The organism is Aeromonas sp. FL131, assembly GCF_049860615.1.
Classification (GTDB): domain Bacteria; phylum Pseudomonadota; class Gammaproteobacteria; order Enterobacterales; family Aeromonadaceae; genus Aeromonas; species Aeromonas hydrophila.
This window is the reverse complement of record NZ_CP187595.1, coordinates 103,744-125,057: the sequence shown is the minus strand read 5'-3', so window position 1 is coordinate 125,057 and position 21,314 is coordinate 103,744. Positions and strand designations below refer to the sequence as shown.

The following is a 21,314-nucleotide window of genomic DNA, read 5'->3' as shown; positions in this document are numbered from 1 at the left end:
GGATTAAACGTTTAAAATCTACTGGAATGCCATTAGCGGAAATAAAGTCATTTTCCAAGCTACGCCAAGCAGGATCCACAACCTTGGCAGAAAGGAAATCTTTGCTTGTAACTCATCAGATCAATCTTGAAGAAGAGATAGCAAGGCTCAATGGTGAGCTGGATATTGTGCTCTACAAGATAGATGCCTACGACAAAAAAAATGCTTGACCTAGAGTGAACTCGAGGGGTTAGCGTACAGACTCCACTGAGAAGGAGTCATTTATGTTTAATCCCGGTTATTACATTACCGCCGAGCTAAAGGTTAAAGAGTCTGCAAACATTAGTAAGGCTCGTCAACACCTGCAAGAACTTTGCGAAGAGACATTAAGGGAACCTGGCTGCTCTATTTTCACTCTTCATCAATGTGAAAAAGATGAGAGCCGCTTCTTGTTGTGGGAACGATTTAACAGTGAAGATGATTTCAAATTGCACTTTGAGCAACCTCATACCCAAGAGTATTTGGCGCATGATTTGACCGAGGTGGTGCAGTATTTTGTCACTGATGTGCCTTAACGTACTCATATCCAGTTTGTACCGAAGGAGCAGATCTAGTTATCACCTGACACCGGCCTCAAGCCGGTGCCTTGCTCCACGATTAGTTACAACCAACAAGGGGTTGACTCTACAGCCATCAAGGATAATCACGAAAACCATCTCTCTGGCGACCGCTAATCCATCCACGCCTGTTGCGGCCTATTACTGGCCGCAGGGTCCTTGCTATATATTCTCCCACTTCTACGACACGCCGAGGAGGCGTTGATATGCAGTCACAGACTCACACCTTTATCATCAATGGCAGCCCAATGCCCTGCCTGCAGGCCGGTTCCGGTGAGCCGCTGCTGCTGATCCACGGAGCGTTGGCCAACCATACCCTCTGGCTCGAACATATCGAGCAACTCTCACAGCACTACACCGTCTATGCCCCCACTCTGCGCCACTTCGGCGAGGCTGGCAAAGAGGGGTCTTTCGGCCTTGAGACCCATGCCAGCGATCTGCTCACACTGCTGGTACAGCTGGCGTGTGGGCCTGTCCATCTGGTCGGCTGGTCTTATGGGGCGGATGTAGCGCTGACAGCCGCCTTGCAGGCACCGGGGCGCGTCAGAAGCCTCTATCTGGTGGAGCCGGGCTGCCCGGGGGCGCTGGATGAGCAGGGGCTCGCCGCCTTTATGACCGATGCCGGCGCCATGTTCGGCCCGGTGTTTGGTCAGGTTGAAGCTGGGCAGTTGCAAGAGGCGGTGGCCACCCTGATCGATGGCTCGGGGGGCCGCCCAGGCTACTTTGCTGCGCAACCCCTCAAGTGGCAGCAAGCCCAACTGGCGGAGACCGCCAGCCTGCCCAAGCAACTGAGCCAGAGCGAGCGGCCGGATTGGTCGCCGTCGCGCCTTGCCGGGCTCAGCGTGCCCACCTGCATCGTGCGGGGCGCGCAGACCAGAGCGCTGTTTGCGCAAGTGTGCGAGGCACTTGGCAACGCCATCCCCGCCTGCCAGCGCCTGCAGGTGGCGGATGTCGGGCATCTCTACCCCATCGAGCAGCCCGCGCTGTTTGTGCAGCAGTTGCTGCGTTGGCTCAAACAGCAGGCATGAAAAAACCGGAACCCAAGGGTTCCGGTTTTTTCATCAAGGCATCAGCTGTGGTAATCGCCCCGGGTGCTGCTTGATAACCGACCAGGGTAGTATGCTCCACTCGGTCAGCTCGCAGTTACGCTCGACACGGGGAAAAGAAGGGTCCAACACTATCCCCTTCTCTGTCATATACCAAGAGGCATACTCCCAGACTGACGGATCTGCGTAATTGCACTCTTCCGCATCGGGAACCATATCATTGGGGTAGAGCCGCCGAAACTCGTTTACGAGCCAAGGGGCCAGATACTTCTCCTTGTACTCAGATGCTGCAGGGTCATACGACCGACTATCGAACTTTACTGGAGCTCCACTACCAACCCAGAGCAGGTCTTCGAGTGTCAGCATCTCTCCGGTGGCAAGATTAATGTTTAATGGCGAATCACCAAAGTCAGGGTGTGCACCACCGCAAAAATAGCCGGTAAAGATACTGGCGCTGAGCAAGTTCGGACTGATGAAACGGGGCGTAACCGTCTGGTCGAATTCCCCACCCATAGGGGTACTCATACACTGAAAATAACTGGCGACCTCGCTCCACTGACGCTCTGCCAGCACATGATTGAGTTTCCCAAGCTGCTCAGCAGGTAGCCCTGACGTAATGCGAAAATACGCAATTTTGCTTTGCGGCTCTTGCAGCCATTGCAAGCTATAACCCTGAAATGACTCTCGCTTGCCCGGTTTTAGTGAAAGTCCTTCAAGTCGCATGAGTTCATAAAGATCACGCTTACGCCAGCTGACAAGAACCGGATCCTGTATATCAATGGCGCTGCTATCGACCACCTTCAATGCCACAGAAATAGGCTTCTTCCCGGCCCATGTTCCCTGAAGGCCATTACCGGAGCGCTCGAGGAGCATGGCGATCTTTTCGGGTTCACTGTTATCCCACAATTCTGAGAGCTGCAGGGTCTTACCCTCCCACTTACCCGACAGGGGAATATCCTTTCGGTACTTGCGGTAGAAGTAACGCCCACTGACCGTACCATCTGATGACGTATCAAGGGTCATCACTACCGGCATTCGTCCTACCTTGCCCTGATACACCTCGCTGGCCTGCGTAACCATAGCTAGCAACAAACAACCCAACCCCAGCCAAAACCTTGCTATCACCCTTCTCTCCTGTGTTGTGGCTATTGTCCATCCTCACGCTGCCCACTCATCAGAGTGGGCATATTGAAATTTTCTCTCGCAGAAATGGGCAATCAACAGATGAAACAGGAACCATACGATTCCGGCTTTCATCATGCCAACTCAAACACGAGCAAGCCAAGCAATTAAGCCCAGTTTTTAACTTCTTTCAGACCGCAGAAAGGATCTTTGGCATCTAGAGCGTCTTCGATACGGATCTGTCGCTTGTTCTGGTAAAAAGCCCCGCATTGCGGAGCTTTTTGTTATCGGCAGTAGCCAACTCAGTTGACGGCAACCGGCTGACCCAGCGCATCCGGCGGGGTCTGGAACTCGCGCTCGGCGTCGTCGAAGCGCTCCAGCATGGCCTTGGAGGGGGCCTTGTCCAGCAGGCTGAACACCACAATGGCGAGTCCGGAGAAGAGGAAGCCAGGGATGATTTCATAGAGCCCCAGCCAGCCGAACTGCTTCCAGACGATGACGGTCAGGGCGCCTACCAGCATGCCCGCCAGGGCGCCGTTGCGGGTCATCCGCGACCAGAGCACGGAGAGCAGCACCACGGGGCCGAAGGCGGCACCAAAGCCGGCCCAGGCGTAGCTCACCAGCCCCAGCACCCGGTTTTCCGGGTTCATGGCAACGCTGATGGCAATCAGCGCGATCACCAGTACCATGGCACGACCGACCCACACCAGCTCCTGCTGGGAGGCGTTCTTGCGCAGGAACGGCTTGTAGAGATCCTCGGTGATGGCGCTGGAGCAGACCAGCAGCTGGCAACTGAGGGTACTCATTACCGCCGCCAGGATGGCGGAGAGCAGCACCCCGGCAATCCAGGGGTTGAACAGGATCTTGGAGAGCTCGATGAAGACCCGCTCCGGGTTGCCGGTGACGCCGGCCGCCTGCTCGGTGAAGGTGGAGAAGTAGGCCAGGCCGAAGAAGCCGATGGCGACGGCGCCGCCCAAGCACAGCACCATCCAGGTCATGCTGATACGGCGGGCATTGGCCATGGAGTGGTGGGAATCCGCCGCCATGAAGCGCGCCAGGATGTGGGGCTGGCCGAAGTAGCCCAGGCCCCAGGCCATCAGCGAGATGATGGCGATGAAGTCCAGGTTCTTGAACATGTCGAGGTTGCTGGCGTTCTGCGCCGCCACCTGCACCATGGCTGTGTCGATGCCGCCCACCGCGATGATGACGAACACCGGGGTGAGGATCAGGGCGAAGATCATCAGGGTGGCCTGCACCGTATCGGTCCAGCTCACCGCGAGGAAGCCGCCGAAGAAGGTGTAGGTGATGGTGGCCGCGGCACCGACCCAGAGGGCGGTGTCATAGCTCATGCCGAAGGTGCTCTCGAACAGGCGGGCACCGGCCACCACGCCGGAGGCGCAGTAGATGGTGAAGAACAGCAGGATCACCAGGGCAGAGAGGATGCGCAGCACCCGGCTCTTGTCCTCGAAGCGGTAGGTGAAGTAGTCCGGCAGGGTCAGGGCGTTGCGGTTCTTCTCGGTATGCACCCGCAGCCGACCGGCGACCCAGCGCCAGTTGAGATAGGCCCCCAGGGTGAGGCCGATAGCGATCCAGCTCTCGGAGATGCCGCCGATGAAGACGGCGCCCGGCAGGCCCATCAGGAGCCAACCGCTCATGTCGGAGGCACCGGCGGAGAGGGCGGTCACCCAGCTCCCCATCCGGCGGCCGCCGAGAATGTAGTCGTCAAAGTTGCGGGTGGCGCGATAGGCGATAAAGCCGATCAGAACCATCCCGAGGATGTACACCAGAAAGGTGATGAGCATGGGTGTGCTGGCTGTCATTCAAAACTCCGTTATGTGACGTGTGTACCCGTTCTGACGACGGGCTCTTCCTTAAAAAAACCGCCCTAGCTTAATCAGCAGATCCCATGACCTCAACCTTTTTTAACAAACAGAAAACACAATATAAACGTTTCATCTTTAACCAACAGACCAGCTTTGCCCCGTTCCACCAGATTTTATCCTGACGCAGCAACTGCTTATCCGCCGGGCACGATCCGCGGCACAACCCCGCCACGGCCGTAAAAAAAAGCCCCGACCAGCGGTCGGGGCCATGTCGGCAAGCACCAATCAGCGATTGATCGCGATCGGCATGCCGCTGCGCTGCTCCAGCGCCTGCTTGACCAGCTGGGAGTCGCTGTCGGCGTGGGCGATGAAGCGGGTCACCGCCGGGGTCATCGGCAGCGGCGCAGGCAGGCTGGAGTTGAACTCCTCCTGATTGCGGGAGAGCGGCTGATGCACTTCCAGGTAGCGGCGACCATCCGGCTCGACACTGGCCTTGATCGGCTGGTTGACGAACTGGACGCGGGTACCGACCGGTACCTTCTTGAACAGGTACTCGATGTCGTCGTTGCGCAGGCGCACGCAGCCGTGGCTCACCCGCAGGCCGATGCCGAACTGGGCGTTGGTGCCGTGGATGGCGTACATCTTGCCGATGTAGAGCGCGAACAGCCCCATGGGGTTGTCCGGGCCGGCCGGCCATACTGCCGGCAGGCTTTCACCACGGGCGGCATATTCGGCATGCATCTTGGCGGTCGGGGTCCAGGTCGGGCCCGCCTTCTTGCGCTGCACGCTGGTCACCCAGTTTTCCGGGGTGTCGGTGCCGAGCTGGCCGATGCCGATGGGCAGTACTTCCACCACCTTCTTGCCTTTCGGGTAGTAGTAGAGGCGCATCTCGGCCACGTTCAGCACGATGCCTTCACGGGGCGCATCCGGCAGGATCAGCTGGTGCGGCACGATCAGCTTCTCGCCGGTCTGCAGCAGCAGGGGATCCGCCTTGGGGTTGGCCTCCAGCATGTTGGTCAGCCCCAGCTGGAATTTGGCGGCAGCGGCCTCCAGCGGCTGACCGTTTTCTTCGGCCGGGACCACGTATTCCAGATTTTCACCCACCAGGCGGCTGTTGGCCGCAGGCAGGGCGTATTCAACCGCGAGCGCAGGCGCGGCGCCCAAGAGGAGGCTGCAGCACAGCGCGGCCGCAGTAGTGTGGAGGAGCTTCATAACTTTCCTGTAATGGATGACGTGGTTCAAGACTCTGGGCTGACCCGGAAACGGCGGGCGATCCGGGGGGCGAAGAGAAGGCCGCCATTTTTCTCCTCTGCCGGACAAATTTCAACTGACAAGTGGCGGCGGGTCAGCGATTAATATCGCTTTTTTTAGCCGCCGCCAGCCCCTGCCTATCGGTGGTTTACCCCTTTTGCCAGGCGCGCATATCGTAACCTGTGGGAGATTGGTGCAACCGCAGATGAAATTGCTCAATGATGGCAAAGATGTGGTCGAAAATGTCGGCCTGGATCCCTTCGTAATCGGCCCAGGCGGTGGTCGCCGTGAAGCAGTAGATCTCCAGCGGCAGGCCGTCCGAGGTCGGTGCCAGCTGGCGCACCATCAGGGTCATGTCCTTGCGGATGCCGGGGTGAGCGCGCAGGTAGGCGTCCAGATAGGCGCGCAGGGTGCCGAGGTTGGTGAGGTGACGACCGTTGATGGGGCAGCTGATGGCGTCGCTCAACTGCTGGTTGTAGGCGCTCAGCTCCTGCTCCTTGCGGCTCAGATAGGGCGCCAGCAGCTGGGCCTGCTTGAGCTGCAACTGCTCGTCCGCCGTCAGGAAGCGCACGCTGGTCATGTCGATGTTGACGCTGCGCTTGATGCGCCGACCACCCGACTCCGTCATCCCCTGCCAGTTCTTGAAGGAGTCGGAGATGAGGGCATAGGTGGGGATGGTGGTGATGGTCTTGTCCCAGTTCGACACCTTGACCGTGGTGAGACCAATGTCGGTCACCTCGCCGTCGGCGCCGTACTTGTCCATCTGCAGCCAGTCACCGACGCTCAGCATGCGGTTGGCAGAGAGCTGGATCCCCGCCACCAGCCCGAGGATGGGGTCCTTGAACACCAACATCAGCACTGCGGTCATGGCACCCAGACCGCTGAACAGGAACAGCGGCGACTTGCCGAGCAGCAGGGCGATCATCAGGATGCCCACCAGGATGCTGCCCACCAGCTTCACCCCCTGGAAGATACCGCGCAGGGGCAGATCCCGCCCGAGCCGGGTATAGCGACTCACCGACAGCATGCAGTCGAGCAGGGCAAACAGGGAGAGCAGCAGGAACAGCAGGATCCAGAGCTGGGCCACCATCTCGATCAGTTGCAGGCTATCGGAGTTGCGCGGCAGCCAGATCTCGGCCTGACCGAGCAGCACAGCCCCCTGCAGCACGAAGGCAAGCCGGTAGAACAATCGCTGCTGCAACTGGGGCGGCAGCCACACCTGCTTGGTCTTGCCGAGCACCCCCACCAGCCGCACCAGCAGTACCCGGTGCAGCAGCATGTGCAGCAGCAGCGAGGTGAGCACGATAAAGCCGAGGGCAATCACCAGCCCCATCATGCCGGTTACCTCCAGCCCGAGCCCGGCCAGCCAGCGAAAAAACATCTCCTTCATCCCATCCTCCTGTGCGTGAAACTGCGGTCAGGGTACGTATCTGCCACCCCATGTCAAATGACAGCCGGCACCACGGCCGCCACAAACGACAACGCCCGGCAGAGGCCGGGCGTTGTCTGGGGGCGAGGGGGCGTTAGCCGACCAGGCTCAGGGCATCGCGGGCGATGACCAGCTCTTCGTTGGTGGGCATCACCAGCGCCAGGCGGCTGCCTTCGGCCGTGATGGGGCCTTCACCGCCCAGCACCGCGGCGTTGTTGGCTTCCTTGTCGATCTTGAAGCCGAACAGGGCCAGACGGGCCAGCACCATCTCGCGCACCATGGCGGCGTTTTCACCGATACCACCGGTGAACACCAGGGCGTCCAGACGACCATCCATGGCGGCAGCGTAGGCACCGACATACTTGGCCACCCGGTAGGTGAACACGTCCAGCGCGCGCTTGGCACCGGCGTCGGTGGCGTAGTTGGTGGTGACGTAGCGGCAGTCGCTGCTCGCCTCGGTCATGCCCAGCAGGCCGGACTCGCGAGTCAGGGTGTGGTTGATCTGCTCCACGCTGTAACCGAGCTGGTCGTGCATGAAGAAGACTACAGCGGGGTCTATGTCGCCGGAGCGGGTACCCATCGCCAGCCCTTCCAGCGGGGTCAGGCCCATGGAGGTGTCGACGGATTCACCGCCACGGATGGCACAGACGGAGGCGCCGTTACCCAGGTGGCAGTTGATGATGTTGAGCTCGGAGAGCGGCTTGCCCAGCGCCTTGGCGGTCTCTTCCGCGATGAAGCGGTGGGAGGTGCCATGGGCGCCGTAACGACGGATGCCGTTCTCTTTGTAGAGCTTGTAGGGCAGCGCGTAGAGGTAGGCTTCCTCAGGCAGGGTCTGGTGGAAGGCGGTGTCGAACACGGCCACGTTCTTCTCTGCCAGCGCCGGGAACACCTTCAGCGCGGCACGGATGCCGATCAGGTGCGCCGGGTTGTGCAGGGGGGCGAACGGAATGGCGGCTTCGATACCGGCAATCACGCCGTCATCGATGCGAACGGAACGGGAGAACTGCTCGCCACCGTGCACGATGCGGTGACCGATGGCCACCAGCTGCTCGGCCAGGGTCGGATCCTGCGGCAGGATGTGACCCACGATGTGGTCGAGGGCCTCCTGGTGCGCGGCGCCCGCGCCCAGCATGGCTTCGCCCTTGACCCCGTGGAGTTTCCATTTGATACGTGCATCATCCAGATTGAAGCATTCGGCCAGGCCGGACAGCATGTCCTCACCTGTTTCGGCGTCCATTACGGCAAATTTCAGGGAAGAGCTACCGCAGTTAAGGATCAATACCAACTTGCTCATGTTCTACATCTTCCTGTGCTTCGGCTTTATGCCGACAGTGTCGTGTCATCCAAAGTGGATGGGATTCCCCTGCCGGGGGCTTATGGTCGCAGGAAAGTGCGCCCAATTTTTCAATATGTTAAGTGCAAATCCGGATGATTCCGGGCACTCGTCTCAGCCAGGCTGCGCCAGCGATCACAGGCCGGCCAGCAGATCCCGGTGCACCTTGACCACCAGCTTCTTCACCTGAGCCGGCTGGTTGGGGGTACAGAGGGGGCGATGCAGTTCTCCCGGCCAGAAGATGGCGAAGTCGCCGGGCTGCAACGCCAGATAACTGGTCTGTTCGTCCTCGACGAACCAGAGGTCGGGATGGGGATGATCGGCGCCTTCGGCAACATAGCCATGGGGCCCGACCCCGATCCACTCTTCGCCACGCAGCAGCAGCTGGATGTCCAGGTACTGCTGATGGAACTCGCCACGGCGATCCACGGCCGGCTCGGTCAGCTCTTCGCTCACCAGGCAGAACAGCGTGAGGCCGTCGATCTCCTGTTTGCCGAGCGGCGCCTGCAGCCACTGTTCGACGCTTTGCACCACCTCGACCATGATGCGGTCCAGCGGGGCGGGCAGCGGCGTACGCTGCAGGGTGTTCAGACTGCCGGTGATCATGGCGCTTCCTTAGGTGTATTCAGGCGACATCTTAGCCGCAAAATGAAAAAGGACCCTGTTGAGGTCCTTGTGTCACACCGTCTGCAATCCGTGCAGACAGAGATAGAGCATTTGCTCATATCAAGCGGGATGAGTGCACTGTTACACACTCATCTGCGGCTTGCCAAGAGGCGCAAGCGCGTTCGCCCAGTGATCGTACCAGCTGAAACAATATTATTCACTACTCCAGCACCGTCGACTTTGACCAGACGCAAAAACGGGAGCATCTGCTCCCGTTTTTTTCGCATCACCCGGTGATAACCGGTGCCATTCAAGCCTTGCCGGCGTTCTCCACCGGCTTGGCATACATGGCGCGCCAGATGGCCTTGTGCTCTTCCGGCACCTCCGACTGACGGCTCAGGAAGGCAGCCTGCTCGATGGTATTGGCCTTGCCGGACACATCTGCAGCCAGGTAGTTGCCCGGGAAGAGGCGGTAGTTGCCCCAGATCGCCTTGTCGATCAGCGCGGCCAGCTCATCCGGATCGCTGAAACCCTCGGTGATGGGGGCGCCGAAGGAGACATGCACCCGCCCCTTCTGGCCGACGATGCCGGCGACGATGCTCTCGATGTCCTCGAACTCGCCCTTCTCGTAGCTGCCGTTGACCGACTTCTCGTACAGCTCGCGCGCCTTGGCCTTGTCGGTGGGATCCAGCTCGTAGCTGATGCTGACCGGCACGATATTGAGGCTGCGCATGTAGTCGACGAACTCGATCTTCTGCTTCTTGCCATCCACGTAGAACATCTTGAGGATGGCCGGATCTGTCTTGTCATCGCCGTTCTTGGCGCGCCCTTCCTTCTGGGCGATCCAGATGGAGTGGCCTTCGTGCACCGACTGGCCGATGTAGGCCGACAGCTCGCCGAGCGCCTTCATCATCTCCCGCGGCCCCTTGGCGGAGCGCTTGACGATGAAGCTCTTGTTGAGCTTCATCAGCTCGGTGGCGCAGGGTTTGCGCAGCAGGTTGTCGCCGATGGCAATGCGCACGGTATCGAACCCGTGGGTGTGCAGCCCCCAGTTAACGAACGCCGGATCCATGGCGATGTCCCTGTGGTTGGAGACGAACAGGTAGCCCTGCTCCTTCTTCAGATGCTCGAGCCCGGAGAAGGTCACCCCCTGGGTGGAGGTGGCGATCATCCGGCTCATGTAGCGGGTCACTCCCATCTGCACCTGATGGATGGTGGTCACCTTGGACCACTTGTAGCGCAGGAACTGGCGGATCAGCGGGCGGATGGCCCAGCCCAGCCAGCTCATCAGGGAGCCGAAACGATACTTGGCGATGGCGCCGACAAATTCATCATCCCGGATCAGCCGTTCGATGGCTGCCGGCACTTCCTCATCGCGGTAGGGGCGAATGTCCGCGAATCTATCTACTTCAGTCACAGTGTCAGCCTTGCAGGTAAGGAGTCGCGGCCAGCGCGCGCTGGCCGGAAAATTCAGGGCGCAATTTTACACGCTTTTATGCCGAGGGGTATGTGGCGTGCGTAGATAGTGAGATCTGACCAGTGAAATGAACAAATGGCCCCGTTCGGGCCATTCTTTTTTACTCTTCCACCGTGAACGAGAGCATCATGCCGGTATCCTCGTGCTCCAGCAGATGGCAGTGGGCCATGTAGGCCCGCTCCTTGGGCGCCGTGTGATCGAAACGCACCAGCACCTCGCTGCGCCCGCCCTCCACCTTGACGATGTCCTTCCAGCCGGCGCGATGCGGTGCCACCGGCTGACCGTTCTCGCTCAGGATCCGGAAGCGGGAGCCGTGAATATGGAAGGGGTGCAGCATCATGTCCCCCTCCCCCGAGATGATCCAGCGCTCGGTACGGCCGCGCTTGACCGCAAACTGCGGGTCGTTCATGGCGAAGGCCTGGCCGTTGATGCGGTTGCCGCCGTGCAGATCCAGCGGCTTGGCACTGCCCTTGTCCTCCTGCATCCCCGCCATGGTGTCGTGCTGCATCTCGCCCGCTGGCATGGCCATGGCGCCATGATCCATCCCCGCCATCGACATACCGGCCATCCCCTCGCCCTGCCCGTCCATCTTCATCCCGGCCATGGTGCCCGTATCGCCGTGGGCCATGCTCATGCCCGCCATGGCGCCGTGGCCGTAGCGGCTCATTAGCGCCTGCATCCCCTGCCGGTCCAGCTCGGGATCCATCGACAGGGTCAGGGTGCGGCTCGGCAAGCCTTGGGTGGCCGGCAGCGCCGGCAGCCGGGCCAGGCTGTCCGGCAAGCGTCCCTTGCCCTCGATGAGGGAGGGCCGGATCCGCAGCAGCGGCAGGGCCGCATCGAACGGCGCCAGGGTCATCCCCATCTGGCGTACCGGCAGGGTGAGCAGGTCGAACGCCTTGCCGTTGCGGGCATCCACCATCACCTCGAAGCGCTCCCCCGGCAGCAGCGCCAGCTCGCTCAGCGCCACCGGCTCCGCCAGCAGGCCGCCATCACTGCCGATCACATACAAGGGGCGGCCGTCACTGGTCGCCAGCGTGAGGGAGCGGGCATTGCAGCCGTTGAGCAGCCGCAAGCGCAGCCAGCCGCGAGGCGCATCGTGGGCCGGATAGACGGCGCCGTTGGTCAGCATCAGATCGCCGAACCAGCCGACCGCCGCGCTCATCACATCCAGCTGGTAGTCCACCTGATCCCGCCCATCGAGGCGCTTGTCCTGCAGTACCAGCGGGATGTCGTCCACACCCCAGCGCTGGGGCAGCGGCAGCCGCAGGCTCTCCTCGTCGTCGAGGATGAAGAGCCCGGCCAGCCCCATGGCCACCTGATGGCCGGTCTGTCCGTGGGTGTGGGGGTGATACCAGCAGGTGGCCGCCGGCTGCTCGATGCGAAACGCCGCCTGCCACTCTTTGCCGGACGGGATGCTGGCCTGCGGGCCGCCATCGGCGGTGCCGGGCACCTCCAGCCCGTGCCAGTGCACAGTGGTGGTCTCCGCCAGCTGGTTGGCGACCCGGACTCGCACCGCCTGCCCCTGACGGGCACGCAAAGTGGGGCCGAGCAGGTTGCCGTTGTAGCCCCAGCTATGGGTCGGCTGGCGTCGCCACTGCATCTGGCCCGGCTGGGCCCTGAGCTGGAACACGCCGCTGGTATCCGCCTCCAGCAACGCGGGAATCGGCAGGGCTGGCCGCTCGGCGGCAACCGCCCGACCCCACCGGGGCAGGGCGCCGGCGATACCGACGGCAGTGGAGAATTTGAGAAAATCGCGACGCTGCATGAGTCGTTCCTCGTTGGCCAAAGCGGACCTTCAGCCTAAGCAGCAACCCTGCGTCAAGGTCAAGCCCTGCCAAGCCGGCGGCCGGACAATTTCTGGCTTATCCGCTTGCCAGCAGTGCCATGGTCGTCAAGCCAACGCCAGGCTCACCGCCGCCTCGGCGTGGATGGCAGTGGTATCGTAGAGCAGCACCGCAGCATTGGCCTCCCCCACCAGCAGGGCTATCTCGGTGCAGCCGAGGATCACCGCCTGGGCTCCCGTGTCGGCCAGCGCCCTGATGATGGCCAGGTACTCGGCCCGCGATGCATCGCGAATGTCGCCGAGGCACAGCTCGTCATAGATGATGCGGTGCACCCGCTCCCGCTGCGCCTCGCCGGGCACCAGCACCTCCAGCCCGAACTTCTCCTGCAAGCGCCCCTTGTAAAAATCCTGCTCCATGGTGAAACGGGTGCCGAGCAGGCCGACCCTTTGGATCCCGTCCGCTTGCAGCTGACGCGCGGTGGCATCGGCGATATGGAGCAACGGGATGTCGATGGCAGCCTCGATCTCGGGCGCCACCTTGTGCATGGTGTTGGTGCCGATCAGCAGAAAATCGGCGCCGCCGGCCTGGATGGCCCGCGCCTCGGCCGCCAGCAGGCGGGCGGTGGCGGGCCAGTCCCCGATATGCTGCAGCCGCTCTATCTCGGCAAAGTCGACGCTGCTCAGCAGCACCCGCGCCGAGTGCAGGCCGCCGAGCCGCTCGCGCACGCCCCGGTTGAGCGCCTGATAGTAGCTGACGGTGGACTCCCAGCTCATGCCACCCAGCAGACCGATACATTTCATGGGACCTCCTTGTGTAAAACGATCATGCAAACCGAGTGTGTGAATCGATCGCGCAAACCGAGCAGAGGGCGGCGCGCATCATCGCACCGCCCCGTGAATAAAAAAGGCCCCGCAGGGCCAACAAGACAGCCGGTAAAGGCCCGGGCACAGGCCCGGACTAAATCCAGATCATCAGCACGCAGGCCGCCGTGGCGACCCCCATGCCGAGATTGAAACGACGCCAGCCTCTGGCGGTGCGGATGAGGCGGCGCACCTGGGCACCGAACAGCACCCAGAAGGCCCCGGTATAGAGGCCGGTCACGAAGAAGATGCCGAGCACCCAGATGGCGGAGGGCCAGTAGGCCTCCCCCGCCAGGGTGAAGCCGCTGATGGCGGAGAGCGCCATCATCCACGCCTTGGGGTTGAGCAACTGCAGCATGGCCCCCTGATGGGCCGGGATCAGCGGCCGGTTGCCCTCGGCCGGGCCGCTGGCGGTCGCCACCTTCCAGGCCAGCCAGAGCAGGTAGGCCGAGCCGATGAGCTTGAGCCCGTCGTGCAGCAGCGGCAGCTGCTCGAACATCACCCCCAGCCCCAGCGCCGTGGCTAGGATCATCAGGTTGATCCCCCCCACCACGCCCACCAGCAGGGGCACGCTGCGGCGAAAGCCCTGGGCCGCACCGGCGCTGGTGAGCAGCATGTTGTTGGGGCCCGGCGTGCCACAGGTGATGAGGGCAAAGCCCGCCAGGGGAAGCAACCAGTTCAGATCCATCTCAACCTCTTGATGATGCAGGGCGCCGACTCGGCGACAAGCCTTCTAATATGCAGAGCCGGTGCCCGTCAGACAAGGCCGCAAATGCACTTTCTTCGCATCTTTATGCGGCCCCTGGCAGCACTCAGTACCAGAGCATCACCACGCAGAGCGCGGTCAGCGCCCCCAGGCTGCCGTTGAGCCGGCGCCAGCCTCTGTCAGAGTTGATCCAGCGGCTGAGCTGATGACCGAACAGCACCCAGGCAAAACAGACTGGCAATCCCGCCATGGGGAAGACGGCCATGATGCCCCACAGACTCGGCCAGTAAGCGCTGCCCGGCAGACTGAACAGACTGATGGCGGAGATCCCCATCATCCAGGCCTTGGGGTTGAGGAACTGAAAGCCCAGCCCCTCCAGCAGGGTCAGCGGGCGTGAACGTCGTTCCGGATCGCCGGGGGCACCGGCCACCGCGATGCGCCATGCCAGCCACAGTAAATAGAGGCTGCCCAGCACCTGCAAGCTCAGCTTGAGCAGCGGCCAACGCTCGAACAGGGGGTAGAGCCCCAGCGCCAGCACCAGTTGCAGGACCGGTTGTCCCACCACCACCCCGATCAGATGGGGCAGGGTGCGACGCACCCCGAAGTTGGCGCCGGAGGCGGTCAGCATGAGGTTGTTGGGGCCCGGCGTGCCACAGGTGAGCAACGCAAAGCCAAACAGAGTGGCATACCATTCGATCGTCATCTTTGTACTCCTGAACTGCGCACATTGTATCGATACAATGTGCCACTTTTGGTTGTTATCGGGTTCAAAATCACGCTATATTGCCGATACATTTCGATCAATGGATTTATTGTCACCATGACAATCTGGACCCCGGACCTCACCCCCTTCGCCGGCCCCCTCTACCTCAAGCTGGTGAAGGCCATCGAGCAGGCCATTCAGGACGGCACCCTGCCGCCCGAGACCCGGCTGCCCACCCACAGGGCGCTGGCGGACAAGCTGGGGGTTACCGTCGGCACCGTCACCCGCGCCTATGGCGAGGCGGAGCGGCGCGGGCTGCTGGCCGCCCGGGTGGGGCACGGCACCTGGGTCAAGGGGGAGCATGAGGATCCGGCCAACGCCTGGGTGATCCGCAAGGAGGAGGGACACCGCATCGAGTTGTGGCAGAACCTGCCGGTGCAGCTGGATCGAGCCGCCATCATCCGCCCCATGCTGGCGGAAGTGGCGGACGGGGATCTCAACACCCTGCTCGGTTATGACAAGGAGGCGGGCCAGCCGAGCCAGCGCCAGCTGTTCATCGACTGGCTGGCCGAACAGGGGGTGGCGGGCAGCGAGGAGTATCTGCTGTTCAGCCACGGCGCCCAGCACGGCATCATGCTTTCCCTGCTGGCCACCGGCTGCGTGGGGGAGACCCTGTTCTGCGAAGGGCTCAGCTACCCCGGCATGCTGGGCAACGCCCGTCAGCTGAAGAATCAGGTGGTGGGGCTGGCGATGGACGCAGAGGGGCTGCTGCCCGACGCGCTGGAGGCGGCCTGCCGCACCCGCCGCGCCAAGCTGCTCTACCTCACCCCCACCCTGCAAAATCCCACCACCGCCACCATGAGCCTGGCGCGGCGCGAGGCCATCGTCGCCATCGCCCGTCGCCACGACCTGCTGATCATCGAGGATGACGTCAACGGCCTGCTGCCCCAGCAACCGGTGACGCCGCTGGTCAACCTGGCACCGGAGCGGGTCATCTATCTGGGCAGCCTGGCCAAGATCGCCTGCGGCGGCCTGCGGGTCGGCTTCGTGCTGACCCCGCCGGCCCTGCGCGGCGCCTTCGCCCAGGCGATGCGGCTGTCGAGCTGGATGGTGAGCCCGCTGCTCATCGAGCTGGCCTGCAAGCTGGTGAGCCAGCGCCAGATCATGCCATTGGTCGAACAGCAGCGGCAGATCCTGGCACGTCGCGGCGAGCTGCTGCGCCACCTGCTGCCGGGGGCCTGCTGGCAGGCGGGCTCCATGCACGCCTGGCTGCCGCTGCCGGAACCCTGGCGCAGCCAGGAGTTCGCCGAGGCCGCCAACGCCCTTGACGTCGGCGTGGCCAGCGGGGAACACTTCGCCGCCGGCCAGTTCGCCGCGCCGCAGGGCGTGCGGCTGAGCCTGAGCCAGCCGGCCACCGACGCCCGCGTCGCCGAGGGGCTGGAGCGGCTCGCCGGTCTGCTGCGCGCCGCGCCGCCCACCAATACCCTGCTATAGTCAGCCCCGGCCCAGCCCATCCGTGCGCTCAAAGGAGAGCCCATGCACCCGACCCGCGCCCCCTTGTTGCTCCTCACCCTGCTGCTGGGGGGCTGCGCCGCGCCCGGCCATCAGCAGCTGGGGGCCGCGCTGAGCGGACTGGAGGGAGAGTTGCAACGGCTGGAGGAGGAGCTGGCGGCGATGAACGGCCTGCACTACCAGAAGGCGATCGATGCCCCCCTCAGCCTGCGCCGCCGGCTGAGCGCCCCCGTCCCCACCGCGGAAGGGCTGCTGCCCAGCCGCAGCACGCTGACAGACGGCCCCCTGCTGCGCTACGACTACCGGCTGCCGGCCGGCATGGCCAGCCTGCCCCTCGCCGAGCCCTGTCTGCGCTACGAATTCGAGCTGCGCCACCTGGGCCGCCTCGGCCAGCTCGGCCTGCACTGGCAGGGGGCGGCGGGCTCGGGGGAGCAACTGATCCAGCAGCGCGACTGCCCCTTCTCGGCCAAAGGGCCCGGTCTGCAATAGGCCCGCCGCCGGCCGACCTGCCCCTATGGTCAGTTGAAAGGGGCGAAGCCATCTTGTAGCGTGCCAGCATCCCGACTCCTGCTGGAAGCGCCCATGAAACTGACTCCCCTGTGGCTGGCCCTGTGCAGCCTGCCCGCCCTGGCCTGCGGCCCGGATGGCTGCGAGACGCCGCTCACCCTGCAACTGACCGCCGCCCAGTGCCACCTGAACGGGCTGCCGTTCCTCTCCCCCGACAACGACACCCGCACCAACCTGGCGCTGCTGCTGGCCGATGAGCAGGCCTTCTCGCTGCCCAAGTCGCCGCTGCCGCTGCCCTTCGCCATCGAGGATCTGCTCAACCCGACCCAGGCCGAGCCGGCCCCCGCCGTGCCGGATCCCCTGCTGGCGCTGGCCGCCGGTCTCGGCATCGAGCAGAACACCACCCAGGCCGCCCTGGAGCGGGCCGCCGGCTGGAGCGAGGGGCGCTGCATCAGCAACAATCCGGTTGCGGCCGAAGCCTTCCTGCAGGCGCTGGTCGACACCCCGGCGCTGGGTGCCGACGAGCGCAGCCAGCTGGCCCGCCAGCGGCTGGCCATGCTGGGCCAGTGCGCCCAGCAGATCGAAACGGCGCCGGAGGACAAGGCCATGCCGCTGTCGGCCGCCGGCCAGGGCTTTGCCGACTATCTGGCCGCCAGCCGACTCTTCTATCAGGGGGAGTTCGCCCAGGCCGATGCGCTGTTTGCCGCCCTCGCCGGGCAGGATCAGCCCTGGCTGAAAGAGACGGCGGATTACATGCGGATCCGGGTCGCCCTCAACCAGTCCCAGCAAAGCGCCTTCGATGACTGGGGCACCCTGGATCGCAACCAGATTGACCAGGCCGCCGTGCAGCGCGCCGAGCAGTTCATCGCCGACTATCGCAGTCGCTACCCAGAGGGGCGCTATCTCGACTCCGCCAACGGGCTGCTTCGCCGGCTCGCCTGGTTCAAGGGGGACGAAGCGGCGCTGGCCAGCCTGTTCCAGCAGGCGAGCCGCCAGCCGGGCAACCCGGAGCTGCTCAACGAAATAGACCTCAAGCTGCTGATGCAGCCCGGCTTCACCGGCTCAGCCGCCATGCCGCAGCTGACCCTGGTGCAGGATCTGCGCCGGCTGCGGCTGCACGAGAGCTGGGACGAGTGGCAACCGCTGCAAAGCGGCGAGCTGACGCAGCAGAACGCCCAGTTTGCCAGCAACCCGGCCTGGCTCGCCTATCTGCAGCAGGCCGAGCGCTATTATCTCGCCAAGGATTATGCCGCCGTCATCGCCGCCGCTCCCGCCCTCGGCAAGGGACCACTCGACAACCTGGCGTTCAGCCAGCAGGTGCTCAAGGGCATGGCGCTGGCGGCCAGTCAGGCGCTGCCCGAGGCGGAGCAGCAGTGGCGCGCCCTGCTCGCCAGCCAGCCCACCCCCTTGCAGGATCAGCTGCTGCAGCTGGCTCTGGCCATGACCCTGGAGCGGGCCGGCCGGCTGGAGCAGGTGTTCGCCAAGGAGAGCCCCATCCAGAGCGTTCACTACCGCATTCCGCTGCTGGAGTACGTGGCACCGGCCCCGCTGCTGCGCCGCATGGTGCAGGATGAGCAGGCCTCCGACACCCTGCGCCAGCGCGCCGGCCACACCCTGCGCTACAAGCAGCTGACCCACGGCGACTACCGGGGCTTCCTGCAGGATCTGGCGCTGGCCCCGCTGGCCGCTCCGTTCGACTGGCAAGGAAGCCAGGAGTATCAGTGCCCGGCGCTCACGGCGGTGGTCACCACCCTGGCGGACAACCCCAAATCCCCCAGGGCGCTCAACTGCCTCGGCGAGTTTTTCCTGAGCCAGGGGCTGGACTGGGATCCGCTCCTGCAGCGGCCGGGTGCCGACACCCTGGCGGGCAGCCGGGATCTGTTTGCCGGTCAGCAGCGCAGCCGGCTCGACTGGTATCAACAGGTGATCGCAAACCCAAGGCCGCCAAGGAGGAGAAGGCCTACGCCCTCTACCGCGCCATCAACTGCTACGCCCCGAGCGGCAACAACAGTTGCGGCAGCCAAGAGATCCCTCTCAGCCAGCGCAAGGGCTGGTTCAACACCCTCAAACGCCAGTACGGAACGAGCCAGTGGGCCAAGCAGCTCAAATATTACTGGTGATGCTGGCGCTGCTGGGCGCCGAGGCCAACGCCGCCGTCGAGGCGAGCCACTACCGCCAGTTCTGGCTGTGGGCCGGGGTCAGGCCCCAGCCGGTGCTGCAACAGGCCGAGCGGCTCTATCTGCATCAGGGGGAGATAGGCCCGCTCGATGCGCGCCAGCCCGTGCGTTTTCAGGGGCAGGGCATAGCGCCGAGCAAGCTGCCGGTAAAGGAGCTCTGGCTCGCCTACCGGGTGGAACGACTCGACTGGGATGAGGCCCTGCTCAAGAGCCTGACCAACCAGCTGGCGGCCTGGCAGCGCAAGGGCAATGAGGTGCGCGGCGTCCAAATCGATTTTGATGCCCGCACCCACCGGCTGGCGGACTATGGCGACTTCCTGCGCCAGCTCCGCCGCCAGCTGCCCGCCGACTGCGCCATCAGCATCACCGGCCTGCTGGACTGGACCCGCACCGGCGATGTGGCGACCCTCAACGCCCTCGCCGGCGTGGTCGACGAGCTGGTGGTACAGACCTATCGCGGCCGCCGCACCGAGCCGGGCTACGCGCGCTACCTGCAGGCGCTGACGCGACTGACCCTGCCCTTCAAGGTGGGGCTGGTGCAGGGAGGCGAGTGGGATCCAACGTGGGAGAGCAGACTGGCCGACTCGGCGGCCTATGGCGGCGCTGTGGTGTTTCTCATCAACCCGCCAGGTGCCTGACGCCGGGGAGGAATTGACCGTCCCCAGGCTGGCGTCGAGCGTGGTAGCTCTTTGACTCCGGCAACATGCCATACTTGTCCGTACCCTGAACCAGCCAAGGAGCGCCAAGGATGCAGATCCTCCTGATCGAAGACGATGCCATGCTCAGCACGGCCCTCTCCCGAGGGCTGAATGAGCAGGGGATCACCCCCGCCCAGCTGACCCACTGCAAGGAGCTGGCGACCCTGCCCACCCTGCTGCGCCAGCAGTCGTTCGATGTGGTCATCTGCCGCCAGTATCACCATCAGGCTCGTGAGGGGGTGCGCTTGCTGCAGGAGGCCCACTATCTGGGTCTGCTCGAGCCGGGCTGCGTGCTGCTGTTGCTGGACGAGGATCACGATCAGCTGCAGTTTCCCCCTTCCGACCTCTACTTTCCGCTGCTACTGCCCATGCCGTTCACCGCCGATCAGCTCACCGCCAGTCTGCGCGAACTGGTGCAGCTGACCGGGCTGACCCGCACCCTGCCCGCCCCGATGAAGCTCAGGGAGTGGCAGGTCAGCTGCGCCCTGTGCGAAGATCTGCTCTACCAACAGCAGAAGTACCGGGAGCTGGGGCCGTTGCTGGACCGGATCAAGGGCTACATGCTGCTGCAGCAGCAGGATCACTTTCACGCCGCCCAGCACTACGCGGTCTGCACCACGGAGCACGATGCCTGGTGGCCGCGCAAGGGGTTGATCCACGCCCTGCTGGGACTGAACAAGCTGGAGAGTGCGCGCAAGGATCTGGCCCGTAACCGGGAACGGCTGCCTGCCCCCCTGCAACTGGAGCTGGCGCTGGCCTGCCTGCTGCACGAGCGGCAGTGGGAAGGGGCCTGGGACGTGCTCACCCTGCTGCTGCAAAAGCAGGCCTGGCAACCGGAGTGGCGCCAGGCGGCCATTCTGCTGGCGCTGCTGCTCAAGGACGAGGGCAAGGCGCTGGAGCAGGCCAACGCCCTCAGCCTGCACTTCTTCGCCGATCACAAGTTCCGGGTATCCATCGAGAATTTCATCCTCAATGCCAGCCTGGCGGTGCTCTGGCACTACCCGAGCGCCGCCCGGATCAGTGCCTTGCAGCAGGAGTATCGCTACCTCAGCCAGGCGGTGACCCTGCGGGCCCACGAGGATGCCTTGCTGCAGGCCCTGATGCTGAGCCTGGACTATCGCTTCGACGAGGCCCTGTTGCTGCTCGCCAAGCACCCGCCGGAGAGCGCGCGGGACAACCACCTCAACCAGCTGCTCGGCTTTGCCGTCAGCCAGTTCTGCGGCCTGCCCCACCACGCCCAGCGCTACCTGAGCCAGCTCAGCCAGTATCAGGCCAGGGTCGCCCCGGCCCCGCTGGTGCAGCAGCTGTTCAAGCAGGTCATCGGCGATTTCATGAAACAGCTGGAGCGGCGCGAGCTGCGGCTGACCTACCTGCGCCAGGAGCGGCAGCGGGCCAGCGCGGCGGGCCAGCACCAGCTGGCCGTGCAGTATGCGCTGACCCTGCAGGAGGAGTTCCCCGCCCTGCCGGGCGATGCCTGGCAACTGCTGGAGCTGCTGCAACTGTGCTGGCCGGCCGGCATGGCCGCCCCCAGGGTGGCCCTGCTGGTGGATCGGCTGGAGCGGCGCCTCAACCACAGCGCCTCCTTCATGGAGCACCACGCCGAGGAGTACCACAAGACCCTGTTGCAGATCCGCTCCCACCTCAATCCCCGCCTACCCACCACGCCCCCCAACTAGGCCCGGTC

Annotated in this window: 18 protein-coding genes and 1 pseudogene; 8 read left to right on the top strand and 11 right to left on the bottom strand. The window is 63.6% G+C overall.

What is annotated here, in order from left to right; translation table 11 throughout:
* Positions 1-26 precede the first annotated feature (26 nt).
* The 3 genes from ACPW75_RS00710 to ACPW75_RS00700 all read left to right on the top strand — a co-directional run bounded on the left by ACPW75_RS00710 (position 27) and on the right by ACPW75_RS00700 (position 1,624).
* Positions 27-209 carry a hypothetical protein gene (locus tag ACPW75_RS00710; protein WP_256822029.1) on the top strand — a complete coding sequence of 61 codons (183 nt, stop codon included), beginning with the start codon at positions 27-29 and terminating at the stop codon, positions 207-209.
* Between the two features lie 54 nt (positions 210-263).
* A complete protein-coding gene (locus tag ACPW75_RS00705) occupies positions 264-554 on the top strand; it encodes a putative quinol monooxygenase (protein ID WP_077096562.1) in 291 nt (96 codons plus the stop codon).
* A gap of 248 nt (positions 555-802) precedes the next feature.
* The gene (locus tag ACPW75_RS00700) at positions 803-1,624 is read left to right on the top strand and encodes an alpha/beta fold hydrolase (protein ID WP_077096561.1); all 822 of its coding nucleotides are present in this window, start codon (positions 803-805) and stop codon (positions 1,622-1,624) included.
* A gap of 33 nt (positions 1,625-1,657) precedes the next feature.
* On the opposite strand, the gene ACPW75_RS00695 is transcribed toward ACPW75_RS00700, so the two are convergent.
* From ACPW75_RS00695 to ACPW75_RS00645, 11 genes are all read right to left on the bottom strand, one after another.
* Positions 1,658-2,767, bottom strand: a complete 1,110-nt coding sequence (locus tag ACPW75_RS00695; RefSeq protein WP_077096560.1) for a hypothetical protein — start codon at positions 2,765-2,767, stop codon at positions 1,658-1,660.
* 299 nt (positions 2,768-3,066) lie between these two features.
* On the bottom strand, positions 3,067-4,584 hold the full coding sequence (gene putP, locus ACPW75_RS00690; RefSeq protein ID WP_042066398.1) for a sodium/proline symporter PutP: 1,518 nt from the start codon (positions 4,582-4,584) through the stop codon (positions 3,067-3,069).
* Between the two features lie 288 nt (positions 4,585-4,872).
* On the bottom strand, positions 4,873-5,799 hold the full coding sequence (locus ACPW75_RS00685; protein ID WP_016351926.1) for a L,D-transpeptidase family protein: 927 nt from the start codon (positions 5,797-5,799) through the stop codon (positions 4,873-4,875).
* 187 nt (positions 5,800-5,986) lie between these two features.
* Complete coding sequence (locus tag ACPW75_RS00680; protein WP_011707327.1) at positions 5,987-7,228, bottom strand: mechanosensitive ion channel family protein; 1,242 nt, start codon at positions 7,226-7,228, stop codon at positions 5,987-5,989.
* A 133-nt stretch (positions 7,229-7,361) separates the two neighbouring features.
* A complete protein-coding gene (locus ACPW75_RS00675; RefSeq protein WP_043160403.1) occupies positions 7,362-8,561 on the bottom strand; it encodes an acetate kinase in 1,200 nt (399 codons plus the stop codon).
* A gap of 174 nt (positions 8,562-8,735) precedes the next feature.
* Positions 8,736-9,206, bottom strand: a complete 471-nt coding sequence (locus ACPW75_RS00670; protein WP_041216553.1) for a YhcH/YjgK/YiaL family protein — start codon at positions 9,204-9,206, stop codon at positions 8,736-8,738.
* Positions 9,207-9,516: 310 nt separating this feature from the next.
* Positions 9,517-10,623: a 1-acyl-sn-glycerol-3-phosphate acyltransferase gene (locus tag ACPW75_RS00665; RefSeq protein ID WP_011707330.1), complete on the bottom strand. Its 1,107-nt coding sequence runs from the start codon at positions 10,621-10,623 to the stop codon at positions 9,517-9,519.
* 160 nt (positions 10,624-10,783) lie between these two features.
* Positions 10,784-12,448: a multicopper oxidase CueO gene (cueO, locus tag ACPW75_RS00660; RefSeq protein WP_077096558.1), complete on the bottom strand. Its 1,665-nt coding sequence runs from the start codon at positions 12,446-12,448 to the stop codon at positions 10,784-10,786.
* A gap of 126 nt (positions 12,449-12,574) precedes the next feature.
* Positions 12,575-13,267, bottom strand: coding sequence for an aspartate/glutamate racemase family protein (locus tag ACPW75_RS00655; RefSeq protein WP_077096557.1), 693 nt, complete (start codon positions 13,265-13,267; stop codon positions 12,575-12,577).
* 157 nt (positions 13,268-13,424) lie between these two features.
* Positions 13,425-14,015: a LysE family translocator gene (locus ACPW75_RS00650; RefSeq protein ID WP_017411093.1), complete on the bottom strand. Its 591-nt coding sequence runs from the start codon at positions 14,013-14,015 to the stop codon at positions 13,425-13,427.
* Between the two features lie 124 nt (positions 14,016-14,139).
* A complete protein-coding gene (locus ACPW75_RS00645; RefSeq protein ID WP_016351932.1) occupies positions 14,140-14,736 on the bottom strand; it encodes a LysE family translocator in 597 nt (198 codons plus the stop codon).
* 117 nt (positions 14,737-14,853) lie between these two features.
* Between ACPW75_RS00645 and ACPW75_RS00640 the strand changes: the two genes are divergently transcribed.
* The 5 genes and pseudogenes from ACPW75_RS00640 to ACPW75_RS00620 all read left to right on the top strand — a co-directional run bounded on the left by ACPW75_RS00640 (position 14,854) and on the right by ACPW75_RS00620 (position 21,306).
* Complete coding sequence (locus tag ACPW75_RS00640; protein WP_077096556.1) at positions 14,854-16,230, top strand: PLP-dependent aminotransferase family protein; 1,377 nt, start codon at positions 14,854-14,856, stop codon at positions 16,228-16,230.
* Between the two features lie 42 nt (positions 16,231-16,272).
* Positions 16,273-16,737 (top strand): hypothetical protein, encoded by a 465-nt coding sequence (locus tag ACPW75_RS00635; protein WP_190283789.1) that lies wholly within the window; start codon positions 16,273-16,275, stop codon positions 16,735-16,737.
* A gap of 93 nt (positions 16,738-16,830) precedes the next feature.
* Positions 16,831-18,875: pseudogene (locus ACPW75_RS00630) on the top strand (hypothetical protein).
* On the top strand, positions 18,845-19,570 hold the full coding sequence (locus ACPW75_RS00625) for a DUF3142 domain-containing protein (RefSeq protein ID WP_077096554.1): 726 nt from the start codon (positions 18,845-18,847) through the stop codon (positions 19,568-19,570). The pseudogene ACPW75_RS00630 and the gene ACPW75_RS00625 overlap by 31 nt, the downstream one beginning before the upstream one ends.
* Before the next feature lie 110 nt (positions 19,571-19,680).
* The gene (locus ACPW75_RS00620) at positions 19,681-21,306 is read left to right on the top strand and encodes a hypothetical protein (RefSeq protein ID WP_045525416.1); all 1,626 of its coding nucleotides are present in this window, start codon (positions 19,681-19,683) and stop codon (positions 21,304-21,306) included.
* The last annotated feature ends 8 nt before the right edge of the window (positions 21,307-21,314 follow it).